Raw genomic sequence first — 11,826 nt, forward strand, 5'->3', positions numbered from 1 at the left:
GCCCGCGCCCGCCGCGAGCCGCACCGAGGAGACTGTAAATGGGCCTGAATGACCAGTGGATGCAACGCGACCTCGCCGTGCTGTGGCATCCCTGCACCCAGATGAAAGACCACGAACAGCTGCCGCTGATCCCGATCAAGCGCGGTGAAGGCGTGTGGCTGGAAGACTTCGAGGGCAAGCGCTACCTCGATGCCGTCAGCTCCTGGTGGGTCAACGTGTTCGGCCACGCCAACCCGCGCATCAACCAGCGGATCAAGGATCAGGTCGATCAACTGGAGCACGTGATCCTCGCCGGCTTCAGCCACCAGCCGGTGATCGAACTGTCCGAGCGCCTGGTCAAGCTCACGCCTGAAGGCCTGACGCGGTGCTTCTACGCCGATAACGGCTCGTCCTGCATCGAAGTGGCGATGAAGATGAGCTTCCATTACTGGGTCAACCGCGGCCGGTCGGACAAAAAGCGCTTCGTCACCCTGAGCAACAGCTATCACGGCGAAACCATCGCGGCGATGTCGGTGGGCGACGTGCCGCTGTTCACCGAAACCTACAAGGCGCTGCTGCTCGACACCCTCAAGGTGCCGAGCCCCGATTGCTACCACCGGCCCGAGGGGGTGAGCTGGGAAGCGCATTCGCGCACGATGTTCGCCGCCATGGAGCAGACCCTCGCCGAACATCACGATACGGTCGCGGCGGTGATCGTCGAGCCGCTGATCCAGGGCGCCGGCGGCATGCGCATGTATCACCCGGTGTACCTGAAACTGCTGCGCGAAGCCTGCGATCGCTACGGCGTGCACCTGATCCACGACGAAATCGCCGTCGGTTTCGGGCGCACCGGCACGATGTTCGCCTGTGAGCAGGCCGGCATCACGCCGGACTTCCTGTGCCTGTCCAAGGCCCTGACCGGTGGCTACCTGCCGCTGGCGGCCTGCCTGACCACCGACGAGGTCTACAGCGCCTTCTACGACGACTACCCGACCCTGCGGGCCTTCCTGCATTCCCACAGCTACACGGGTAATCCACTGGCCTGCGCGGCGGCCCTGGCGACGCTGGATATCTTCGAGCAAGACCAGGTCATCGACAACAACCGGGCCCTGGCCCAGCGCATGGCCAGCGCCACCGCGCACCTGGTCGATCACCCCAACGTCGCCGAAGTGCGCCAGACCGGCATGGTATTGGCCATCGAGATGGTCAAGGACAAGGCGAGCAAGACCGCCTACCCCTGGCAGGAACGGCGTGGCCTGAAGGTGTTCCAGCATGCCTTGGAGCGCGGGGCGTTGTTGCGTCCGCTGGGGAGCGTGGTGTATTTCCTGCCGCCGTACGTCATCACCCCGGAGCAGATCGACTTCCTGGCCGAAGTGGCCAGCGAAGGCATCGACATTGCCACCCGAGACACGGTCAGCGTGGCGGTGCCGAAGGACTTTCATCCGGGCTTCCGGGATCCGGGCTAAACGCTGGGCTATGTTGAAACTCTGTGTGGCGAGGGGATTTATCCCCGCTGGGCTGCGCAGCAGCCCCAGATGCGTCCAACGCGTTTTGCCTGAAACCCACCGGGATCCGCCTTAGGGCTGCTTCACGCAGCCCAACGGGGATAAATCCCCTCGCCACAGAAACCGCATCGCACCGTTAACTTTTTCAGAGATTCAACATGAGACTGTCCCGCTTCTTCATCGACACCCCCCTGAGCCTCGGCGACCACGAGCTGCCCGAGGCCCAGGCGCATTACATCGGCCGGGTGCTGCGCATGGCCGAGGGGGATGCGGTGCAGGTGTTCGACGGCTCGGGCCAGGAGTTTCGCGGTAGCCTGGCCGAAGTCGGCAAGAAGCGCGTGCGGGTGCAACTGGACGAGCAGTTCGCCGGGCAGCCTGAATCACCGTTGCGCATTCACCTCGGCCAGGGCTTGTCCCGGGGCGAGCGCATGGACTGGGCCATCCAGAAAGCCACGGAACTGGGCGTCAGCGAGATCACGCCGATATTCAGCGAACGCTGCGAAGTGCGCCTCAAGGACGAACGCGCCGACAAACGCCTGCTGCACTGGCGCCAGGTGGCGATCAGCGCCTGCGAGCAATGCGGCCGTTCGACCGTGCCGGTGATCCATGCGCCATTGCTGCTGGCCGATTGGCTGAAGCAGACCGAGGCCGAACTGAAACTGGTGCTGCACCCGGTGGCCGAGCCACTGGTCAGCCATGCCAGGCCATCGACGCTGGCCTTCCTGATCGGCCCCGAAGGCGGGTTGTCCGAGGGCGAAGTCGAACAGGCCAAGGCCGCCGGCTACCACGCCGCCCGCCTCGGCCCTCGCGTGCTACGCACCGAAACCGCGCCGGTGGTGGCGCTGGCGGTGGCGCAGCAGTTGTGGGGGGATTTCTAACCGCCTGCGGCCACTGAGGAACCCGTGTGGGAGCGGGCTTGCTCGCGAATGCCATGGGTCAGTGACATCGATGTTGGCTGACCCACCGCTTTCGCGGGCAAGCCCGCTCCCACACGGGTTCGGCGGTGTTTGTCAGAGTACATAACGCAGAATCGCCACGAAGTGCAGCAGGCTGCCGGCGATCACGAACAGGTGCCAGATGCCATGGGCATGGCGCAGGCGTTTATCGAGGGCGAAGAAAATGATGCCCACGGTGTACAACACGCCGCCCGAGGCCAGCCAGGCGAAACCGGTGCTGCCCAGGGCCGCCAGCAGCGGCTTGACCGCCACCAGCACGATCCAGCCCATCACGGCGTAGATCACGATCGACAGGATCCGCGCCTCGGACCGCGGCTTGATCTCCTGCAGGATCCCGATCAGCGCCAGCCCCCAGACGATCCCGAACAGGCTCCAGCCCCACGGCCCGCGCAAGGTCACCAGGCAGAACGGCGTGTAGCTGCCGGCGATCAGCAGGTAGATCGAAAAATGATCGACCTTCTGCATGATCTCTTTTCGGCGCCCGCGCACGCTGTGATAGACCGTCGAGGCGCTGTACAGCACCAGCAGGGTAAACCCGTAGATCGCCACGCTGACGATCTTCCAGGGATCGCCGGTCAGCGCGGCAATCACCACCAGCCACACACCACCGATAAAGGCCGCAACGGCCCCGACCAGGTGGGTCCATGCGTTGAGTCGTTCCCCGTGATACATCGATTTCTGACCCTCCATGATGAAACAGGCGCCAAGGCTCAGCCCTGTGGCGCAAAAGTGCAATGGTTTGCTTCTTGGCGAAGAACACTCCGTGGCATCAGATCGATTGAGGCACAATCGGATGACACGAATAAGAGCCCGCCCCATGCTGATCGACGAAGAATTGACCCTGAAGAAACTCGAGGTGTTCCTGGCGTTCATGCGCACCGGCAACCTGGCGCGGGCGGCGGTTGAGTTGCAGACCAGCAACGTCAGTGTGCACCGGGCCATTCACTCGCTGGAGAGCGCCCTGCGTTGCCCGCTGTTCAAGCACGAAGGTCGCAACCTCACGCCGCTGGAAAGCGCCTACGTGCTGGAGGAACGGGCCCAGAAGCTGATTCAGGACGTGGTCGAAAGCGTGCGCCTGACCCGTGAGGCCGCCGGGTTCTCCGCTGAGCGTTTCAAGCTCGGCTCGCTCTACTCACTGACGGTCAAGACCGTCCCGCAACTGATCATGGGCCTGAAGATCCGCCGCAGCGAACTCAACATCGACCTGATCATGGGCTCCAACATCGACCTGCTGTACAAGCTCAAGAACATGGAAGTGGACGCGATCCTGGTCTCGCTGGACGACAGCGTCAACGACCCGGACTGCGAGCACATCGCGCTGTTCTCCGATGACATTTTCCTCGCCACGCCGGCCGACTCACCGTTCGCCCAGCGCAGTGAGGTCGACCTGGCCGAGGTCCGCGACGAGACGTTCATCACCCTGACCCAGGGGTTTGCCACGCACCAGGACGGCATCCGGGTGTTCAGGCAGGCGGGGTTCGAGCCGAAGGTGGCGATGCAGGTCAACGACATCTTTACCCTGCTGAGCATGGTCAGCTCGGGCGTGGGCTATGCGTTGCTGCCAGGCAGGATCGCGGCGGTGTACGAGAACCGGGTGAAACTCATCCCGTTGCAGGACAAGTACCGATTGCAACAGCACATCGGCGTGGTGTTCCTCAAGGCCAAGGAGCGCGACCCGAACCTGCTGGCGTTGCTCGCCGAGTGCCGGATGTACGCCAATCGCCAGGGTTGAGAGCTGCGTCGCTTCCATCGCGAGCAAGCTCGCTCCCACAGGGTTTCTGGTGCACCCTGAGTCCAGATTCACCTCAATCAACTGTGGGAGCGAGCTTGCTCGCGATGGCGTCGGCCCATTCAAAGCCGGTCCGGAGTTAACCAACAATCCCGCGAACGATGAAATACAACAGCGAAGGCCCCAGCAGGCAACCCAGCCCGGTGTGGAACGTCGCGGTCAACGCGCCATAGGGCACCAGCCGCCGGTCCGTCGCGGCCAGGCCCGCCGTCACGCCGCTCACCGTCCCGGCCAGGCCGCCGAAGACCATGGCCGAACGCGGGTTGTCCAGGCCCATCCAGCGCGCCGCCACGGGCGTACAGACCATCACAATGATCGCCTTGATCAGGCCGGTGGCAATCGACAACGCCATCACGTCCGACGTAGCGCCAATCGCCGCGCCGGTCACCGGGCCGACGATGTACGTCACCGCCCCTGCGCCGATAGTGGTCATGCTCACCGCGTCGCGGTAGCCGAACAGCCAGGCGATGCTCGCGCCCACGATGAATGGCAGGATCGTGCCCAGCAACAGCGCGACCACGCCAATCATCCCGGCCTTCTTCGCTTCGGTGGCCTGCACTTCGAACGCCGTGGCGACGATGGCGAAGTCACGCAGCATAGCGCCGCCCATCAGGCCAATGCCGGAAAACAGGGACAGGTCCGCCAGGCCTTTCTGGCCACCGGTCATGGTCCCGCCCACCCAGGCCAGGATCAGGCCGATGACGATGGCGATCGCCGAGCCATGGACCCGCCCGAAGGTCAGGCGCTTGGACAGCACCACCGATACCCACATGATCACGCCCACGAACGCGAACGCGGTGATCAGACCGTTATGCTCCAGGCCTTTCTCGATGAGATCCCACATATCAGCGACCTCCTGCCGGCGTGCCGAGCGGCGCGATGTCAGCCGGCTCATCGGGCAGCGGTTCGCCTCTGTGGGTTCGGCTGATGAGCGCAATGGTGCAGCCGCACAGCACCACCGAACCAATGGCTGCCAGCACTGCCACCGGGCCGCCGTGCAGGGCCGTGACGACGTTCTGTTGCGCGGCCATCGCGACCACCACCGGAATGTACATGGCGCCCCAGAAGGCCACGCCCATCTCGCAATCCTTGGTCATGCCGCCGCGTTTTTGCATCCAGAGCCGCGCGCAGATCAGCAGGATCATCGCAATGCCGACCCCGCCAACATTGGATTTGACACCCAGCAGAACCCCGAGCAGGTCGCCCAGGATCACCCCTGTCAGCGTACAGATCGCCAACAGCGCCACACCGTAGATAATCATTGTTGTAGTCCTCAAAATGCATCGTCGAAGTTGTTGTTTTTGTGCTTCGCCAGCTTGAGTCGGTGGTCTAGGGTTGGCGGCGTCCCTCCTCTGCGAGCAGCGTCTGCAGCGTATCGAGCCGGGCACCGTCATAGGCCATGACCGTGCCCGACTCGAACACCCGGCGCGCCAGCCCGGTCAGCACCGCACCGGGTGGCAGTTCGATCTGCAGCCGCACACCGCGCTCGTAGGCACTTTGCACCGTGCCGCGCCAATCGACGACACGGCACATGTTGAAGGCCAGGTCGTCACGCAAGGCCTGCGGCGCGATGACCGGCCGGGCACGGCTGCCGCTCAAGTAACCCAAGGCCGGTGCTTGCAGCGGTACATCGGCAAATGCCTGGGCCAACGTTCGCGCCGGCGTCTCCAGCAGCGGGCAATGGGACGGCACGCTCACCGCCAGGCGACAGGCCTTGCCGGCGCCCTGGCCGCGCGCGTGCCTGGCGACGGTGGCCATGGCCTCGTCGCTGCCGGCGATGACCACCTGGTTATCGGCATTGATATTGGCCAGGTAGACCGGCGTGCTGTCGCTGTGCACTTGCGCCAGCAAGCCTTCCACGGCGGCGAGGTCCAGGCCGATGATGGCGGTCATGCCATAGCCCTGTGGGTACGCCTGCTGCATCAACTCGCCCCGAAGGCTGACCAGCCGCAGCGCATCCTCGAAGCCCAACGCACCCGCCACCACCGCCGCCGGATAGGCACCGATGGACAACCCCGCCACATAATCCGGTGCCGGCGCCTGCTCCAGCAATCGACGGGATGCCGCCACGCCGGCGATCAACAGGCACAACTGCACGGCGCGGGTCGATTGCAACGCCTGGGCGCTGTCCAGTTGCAGCACGTCTTCACCGAGCACTTCGCTGGCCTGTTCCAACCACTGCGGCGCCAGGCCGTGGAGCATGCCTGCCCGCTGCGCGCCCTGGCCCGGAAACACCAAAAGGCTGCTCATGCCACCTGCTCCAGCGCCGGCTGCCAGGGATTGCTCACCAGTCGGGCCTGGTGGTCATCCTTGAGCAGGACCCGGCGCGACGACCCCGCCCACTCCCGCAGCGCCACGGCGCCGAAGGGCGTTTGCAGCTGCATGTCCACCCCGCACGCCGAGTCCTCCAGGTCCGCCAGCAACGCCTTGGCCCGCTGGCGTTCCAACGGTTGTGGCGTGCGCAGAATCAGGTCCAGGTCGCTGCGCGCATGCAGGGCCTCGACCCCACTGGCAAGCTCGAACCCGGCGCTGCCGCTGATGCCCCAGCGCCAGCCGCAGGCATCGAGCAGCGGCCGCAGACGGGACAGCGCTCGCAGGGCCGGCAGGTCGCGAGCGGAGTGGGCCTGGCACAGGTCTTCCGGGCGAACCCGGCGCAGGATCGCCGCCAACGGCATCGACGTGGCATAACGTTGTTCCCGGGCCCGACCACGAATGCCCACCGCCACCCACCCCGCCGGGCTCAGTGCCCGTCGTACCACCACCGGGTGCCCGAGACCGAGGGCTTCGCTCGCCCAGGCGGGTGCATCCAATGGCAACTGCGCCGGGGTCATCCCCCAGAGCAGGTCGTGGGCCAAGAAGGTGCTCACCACTGCTCACTCAGCAATTGGCGAACATGGCTGGAAGCGGCGCGATGGGGCGCCCCAAGGCGACTGCGCAAATCCCGAGGCGCCCCGCCGACATGCTTGATCGCCTGTTGCAGGCAGTCGGCAACCCGGGCCAGATCGGTCACCGAGGGCTGTTCGATCTGCTCGACCGACAAGGTTTCCCAGAGCAATCCCAGGCTGGCAAAGCTGTCGATGTCATAGGCCATCGGCGGCACGCTGGCGGCCAGTGCTTCCAGTTCTTCGACACTGCGCAGGGTCACCCGCGCCGCCGACGCCTTGCCCATGGCGTGGACCATCACCCCCGGATCGCGCAGCGCAATCAACCGGTTCGCCTGATAGCCGTGGGCCAGGAACGCCCCGGACATCGCCTTGCCCACCAGCAGGCCGATCACCGGGTGCCCGGCCAGGCGGGCACGGGCGTAACTGTCCGCCGCCCCCGCCAGGGCCTGATGGATGCCCAGGGCTTCTTCCCGGCGCCCATAAGCCTGGCTGGGCACATCGACAATGGCGATCAGCGCCCGCTTGGCGGACGCCTGGCGGTCGGCCTCGATGGCGTCGTCCACCGCCTTGGACAGGCCCCAGCCCTCCAGCAAACCGACCTCGCCGTTGCGCGCACGGGGAAAATGGTTGTCGGGGTCGGCCACGACCGCCAACAGGCTCACGGCCTGTTCGCCCAGCGTCGTGTCGACGACTTTCACCGAAGCAGGCAATCCCGACAGCGGCTCGGCACCGCCGCTCAAGGCTTCGAACCAACGCAAGCCTCTCAATGAATACGAACTCATGGGCGTTCTCCCTGATACAACTGGCGAACCGCGGCCGGTTCGATCTGCGCGTGCGTGTCCAGGCGAGCCAGGCGTTGCAGGAACAGCCCGGCCTGGCCGCTGCGGTGCTGGGCAGGTACGCCCAGGTGCAGCAACTGGCTGACCTGTTGGCGAATCTGTGTCACATCATCGGCGCTGTAGCGGTCCACCAGCCCGGTGGCAAAACGCTGTTCGCCGCCGGTCAGGCTCCAGATGAAGGGGCGGTCGCGGGAGTCGTACTCGTCGAGCCCGGCCTCCTGCTCGATCACCTGCGGGCCGTTCAGGCCCAGCCGGGCCTCCTGGGTCACCAGCAGGTAACTGCACAATCCGGCGGCGATGGACATGCCGCCAAAGCAGCCGACGCTGCCCGCCACCACGCCCACCACCGGCTGGTACTGGCGCAGGTCGACGATCGCCGAGTGGATCTCGGCAATCGCCGCCAGGCCCAGGTTCGCCTCCTGCAAGCGCACGCCGCCGGTTTCCAGCAGCAGCACGGCGCGGGTCGGAATGCCACGACGGTTGTCCTCGGCAGCCAACTCCAGCGCACCGGCAATCTTCGCCCCGCCGACCTCGCCGAGGCTGCCGCCCTGGAAAGCCCCTTCAATGGCGGCGATCACCACCGGCAGGCCGTCGAGCGAGCCCTTGGCGATCACCACCCCGTCATCGCTCTGGGGCACCACGCCTTGGCGCAGCAACCAGGGCGACATGACCCGCTGGAACGGGTCGAGCAACTCGCGAAACGTACCGGCATCGAGCAAGGCTTTCGCCCGCTGCCGGGCACCGAGTTCGACGAAGCTGTGCTTGTTGAGCAACGCTGCGCTGTCAGTCATGACCGATCTCCTCGAAGCCTTGTTCCAGGCGCAGGCGTACCACCCCCGGGGTGGCGCCGAAATCGTGGATGTCGATGGCCAGCGCGGGAGGCGTCTGGCCGTCGAACATCCGGGCGAACAGATGTTGCCAGCGTTGTTCGCTGCCATTGACCGAGGTCTGCACCTGGATGGTCAGCTTGCCGGCCAGCCCCGGCTCGATCAGCACTTCCAAGTCGCCCGAGCCGACACAGCCCACCAGGGCACGCCCCCGTGGCGGCTGCCCGGCGGGGAATTCAAACATTAAGGTTTGCATCAGAAAGCTCCCTGGATGAGGCCGTCACCCGATTCGATACGGTCGACGAACAGGCAGGCGGCGAGCAGGTCGGCGGCACCGCCGGGCGAGGCGTTCAAGGCGATCAGTTGTTGGTCCAGCCCGTGCAAGCGGCGGCGACCGTCGAGGCTGGCGCTGCCGCCGGCGTCCAGCACCGCCTGGGCGCCAGTCTGCATGGCCTGCAAACCGGGCTCGCCGGCGCGGTACAGCACGCAGGTGTCCGCCAGTTGGGTCATGATCGCCAGCAAGGCATCGAGCCGGGCGTTCTGTTCGCCGTGCCCTTGGGCGCGGCTGCATCTGAGTTGCGGCAGGGCCCGCTGCGTGATCGAAGGAAAACCAAGCTGCGCTTCTTCCCTGGCGCCGCGGGCGCCGTAGCGTTGGGCGACTTGGGCGCCATGGCTGAGGGGCCTTGGCGCATAGCGATCGTCTAGCAACGCCAGGCGCGCGGCGCGCAAGGTGACCGCGCCGGCCGTAGCGGCTTGAGGTGCCAGCGCAGCCGCGGCCACCAACAGGCCCAGCGCCCAGATCGCGCCACGATGGGTGTTCACGCCACCGGTGGTGGCAAGCATTGACGCTTCCCCTTCCCGTCCGATCCGCCCGAGGGCTTCGCGCAGCGGCAGGCCGATTTCACCGAACTCGATCGCTGCTTCAGCCATTTGCTTGAAAGCCGGCCACAAGGCCAGCGCCGAGGCGTGCATCAGGCCGAGGTGCAGGTCGGTGTGGGCGCCGTTGCCACGTCGGTCCACCAGCGCCGGTTTGGGCGACAGGTCCGCTTCGTCGATCAGCGCGTCCACCGCCAGGTCGGCCAGTCGGTCGGCCAGGCTCAGGGTTTTCGGTTGCAGGTTGAATGCGAGCATTACCAACTCCTGAATTTGGCGGGCGGGTTGTAGAGGCCACCGGACCACTCCACCAGATCGGCCACGCTCTTGGCGGCGAGCCATTGGCGGGTGGCGTCGGTGCGGCGAATGCCGAGGTCTTCGGGCAAGGCGATCAAGCCCTCGCGGCGCATGCGGGCGGTGTCCTTGGGGTTGTGCCGCAGGCCGATGGCGGTGACGCCGGCCACGGCAGCGATCATGGCCTGGCGCTCTTCCAGGGAACGGGCCTTGTACAGGTAGGCGATGCCTTCCTCGGTGAGCAGGTGGGTGACGTCGTCGCCGTAGATCATGATCGGCGCCAGGGGCATCCCGGCTTTCCTGGCCACGTCCACCGCATCGAGGGTGTCGACGAAGGTGGGCTTGCCGCCTTCCTGGAAGGTCTCGACCATTTGCACCACCAGCTTCTTGCCACGTTCGAGCAATGGCGCCTCGCCGTCGCCATGGCGCATGTCGAGCCAGGCCGGCGTGCCATGTCGACGACCACGCGGGTCGTGGCCCATATTCGGTGCCCCGCCGAAGCCGGCCAGTCGCCCTCGGGTCACGGTGGAGGAATGGCCGTCGCCGTCCACTTGCAGGGTCGCGCCGATGAACAGGTCCACCGCGTATTGCCCGGCCAGTTGGCACATCATGCGGTTGGAGCGCAGCGAGCCGTCGTGGCCGGTGAAGAACACGTCCGGCCGGGCGGCGATGTAGTTTTCCATCCCCAGCTCGGTGCCAAAGCAATGCACGCTTTCGACCCAACCGCTTTCAATGGCCGGGATCAACGTCGGGTGCGGGTTGAGGGTCCAGTTGCGGCAGATCTTGCCCTTGAGCCCGAGGGATTCGCCGTAGGTCGGCAAGATCAGCTCGATCGCCGCGGTGTTAAAGCCGATGCCGTGGTTGAGGGACTGGACGTTGTGTTTCTCATAGATCCCACGGATCGCCATCATCGCCATCAAGACGTGCACCGGCTTGATGTGACGCGGGTCGCGGGTGAACAGCGGCTCGATATAGAACGGCTTGTCGGCCACCACCACGAAATCCACCCAGGACGCCGGGATATCCACCCGCGGCAGGTCGCTGACGTCGTCTACCAACTGATTGACCTGGACGATGACGATGCCATCGCTGAACGCCGCCGGTTCAATCAACGCCGGGGTGTCTTCGGTGCTCGGGCCGGTGTAGATGTTGCCGGCGCGGTCGGCCATGAAGCCGGCCGAGAGCACCACGTTGGGAATCAGGTCCACCACCAGCCGGGCGTAAAGCTCGATGTAGGTGTGGATCGCGCCGACTTCCAGCAGCCCGTCTTCGAGCAACTGGCTGATGCGCAGGCTCTGGGTGCCGGCGAAGGAAAAGTCGAGCTTGCGGGCGATGCCGCGTTCGAACAGGTCCAGGTGCTCGGGCCGGCCGACGCTGGGCATGATCATGTGCAGGTCGTGCAGCTTCGAAGGATCGGCCTTGGCCAGGGCGCGCGCGAGGAAATCCGCCTGCTTCTGGTTATTGCCCTCCAACACCACACGGTCGCCTGGCAGGACCAGCGCCTCCAGCGCCGCCACGATCTTGTCGGTGGGCAACACCACACCGTCGGCCAGCCCCTTCACCAGCCCGAGACGCCGCTGCTTTTCGCCGCGCCGCCGCGTCCAGCGCGAGTCGGGGGATATTGTTGTTGTCATGACCACTCCACGGGTTCGCTGTCGTGGGGCTTACCTTAGGAGCGATGGTGTGACGGCATCAATCAAGCTCGATGGAGGATCGTTACGCTTGGCGTAATGATCGAGCACAACCCTTGTGAAAGGCGGTTTGAGACACGGCGCCAGCCCTCGTGGGAGCGAGCTTGCTCGCGAAGACGGCGGCACGGTCAACATTATCGGTGACTGACATATCGCTTTCGCGAGCAAGCTCGCTCCCACAGCGAGGG

At 65.6% G+C, this 11,826-nt stretch carries 13 protein-coding genes; 3 read left to right on the top strand and 10 right to left on the bottom strand.

Going from position 1 to position 11,826, the window contains the following annotated elements; all coding sequences use genetic code 11:
• Positions 1–38: 38 nt before the first annotated feature.
• Both V3H56_RS25510 and V3H56_RS25515 read left to right on the top strand, forming a co-directional pair.
• Complete coding sequence (locus V3H56_RS25510) at positions 39–1,445, top strand: adenosylmethionine--8-amino-7-oxononanoate transaminase (protein WP_042729526.1); 1,407 nt, start codon at positions 39–41, stop codon at positions 1,443–1,445.
• Between the two features lie 197 nt (positions 1,446–1,642).
• A complete protein-coding gene (locus V3H56_RS25515; protein WP_042731354.1) occupies positions 1,643–2,362 on the top strand; it encodes a 16S rRNA (uracil(1498)-N(3))-methyltransferase in 720 nt (239 codons plus the stop codon).
• A 132-nt stretch (positions 2,363–2,494) separates the two neighbouring features.
• Here V3H56_RS25515 and V3H56_RS25520 read toward each other — a convergent pair whose 3' ends face one another.
• A complete protein-coding gene (locus V3H56_RS25520; protein WP_338473998.1) occupies positions 2,495–3,112 on the bottom strand; it encodes a hemolysin III family protein in 618 nt (205 codons plus the stop codon).
• A gap of 145 nt (positions 3,113–3,257) precedes the next feature.
• Between V3H56_RS25520 and V3H56_RS25525 the strand changes: the two genes are divergently transcribed.
• Positions 3,258–4,172: a LysR substrate-binding domain-containing protein gene (locus V3H56_RS25525; RefSeq protein ID WP_042731356.1), complete on the top strand. Its 915-nt coding sequence runs from the start codon at positions 3,258–3,260 to the stop codon at positions 4,170–4,172.
• A gap of 136 nt (positions 4,173–4,308) precedes the next feature.
• Here the strand turns inward: V3H56_RS25525 and madM are convergent, their stop codons facing one another.
• The 9 genes from madM to mdcA all read right to left on the bottom strand — a co-directional run bounded on the left by madM (position 4,309) and on the right by mdcA (position 11,581).
• On the bottom strand, positions 4,309–5,073 hold the full coding sequence (gene madM, locus V3H56_RS25530; protein ID WP_123579169.1) for a malonate transporter subunit MadM: 765 nt from the start codon (positions 5,071–5,073) through the stop codon (positions 4,309–4,311).
• Between the two features lies 1 nt (position 5,074).
• Complete coding sequence (gene madL, locus V3H56_RS25535; RefSeq protein ID WP_338473999.1) at positions 5,075–5,491, bottom strand: malonate transporter subunit MadL; 417 nt, start codon at positions 5,489–5,491, stop codon at positions 5,075–5,077.
• A gap of 67 nt (positions 5,492–5,558) precedes the next feature.
• Positions 5,559–6,479: a malonate decarboxylase subunit epsilon gene (mdcH, locus tag V3H56_RS25540; protein ID WP_047735865.1), complete on the bottom strand. Its 921-nt coding sequence runs from the start codon at positions 6,477–6,479 to the stop codon at positions 5,559–5,561.
• A complete protein-coding gene (locus V3H56_RS25545) occupies positions 6,476–7,099 on the bottom strand; it encodes a malonate decarboxylase holo-ACP synthase (protein WP_053147225.1) in 624 nt (207 codons plus the stop codon). The genes mdcH and V3H56_RS25545 overlap by 4 nt, the downstream gene beginning before the upstream one ends.
• Positions 7,093–7,896 (bottom strand): biotin-independent malonate decarboxylase subunit gamma, encoded by an 804-nt coding sequence (gene mdcE / locus V3H56_RS25550; RefSeq protein WP_338474000.1) that lies wholly within the window; start codon positions 7,894–7,896, stop codon positions 7,093–7,095. Before mdcE ends, V3H56_RS25545 begins: the two co-directional genes overlap by 7 nt.
• Positions 7,893–8,744 carry a biotin-independent malonate decarboxylase subunit beta gene (locus V3H56_RS25555; RefSeq protein WP_042731361.1) on the bottom strand — a complete coding sequence of 284 codons (852 nt, stop codon included), beginning with the start codon at positions 8,742–8,744 and terminating at the stop codon, positions 7,893–7,895. The genes mdcE and V3H56_RS25555 overlap by 4 nt, the downstream gene beginning before the upstream one ends.
• On the bottom strand, positions 8,737–9,036 hold the full coding sequence (locus V3H56_RS25560; RefSeq protein ID WP_042731362.1) for a malonate decarboxylase subunit delta: 300 nt from the start codon (positions 9,034–9,036) through the stop codon (positions 8,737–8,739). The genes V3H56_RS25555 and V3H56_RS25560 overlap by 8 nt, the downstream gene beginning before the upstream one ends.
• Positions 9,036–9,911, bottom strand: a complete 876-nt coding sequence (locus tag V3H56_RS25565) for a triphosphoribosyl-dephospho-CoA synthase (RefSeq protein WP_042731363.1) — start codon at positions 9,909–9,911, stop codon at positions 9,036–9,038. The genes V3H56_RS25560 and V3H56_RS25565 overlap by 1 nt, the downstream gene beginning before the upstream one ends.
• Complete coding sequence (gene mdcA / locus V3H56_RS25570) at positions 9,911–11,581, bottom strand: malonate decarboxylase subunit alpha (RefSeq protein WP_042731364.1); 1,671 nt, start codon at positions 11,579–11,581, stop codon at positions 9,911–9,913. The genes V3H56_RS25565 and mdcA overlap by 1 nt, the downstream gene beginning before the upstream one ends.
• Between the last annotated feature and the right edge of the window lie 245 nt (positions 11,582–11,826).

The sequence above is a fragment of the Pseudomonas sp. MS646 genome (genome assembly GCF_036693845.1).
In the GTDB taxonomy this organism is placed as follows: Bacteria; Pseudomonadota; Gammaproteobacteria; order Pseudomonadales; family Pseudomonadaceae; genus Aquipseudomonas; species Aquipseudomonas chlororaphis_E.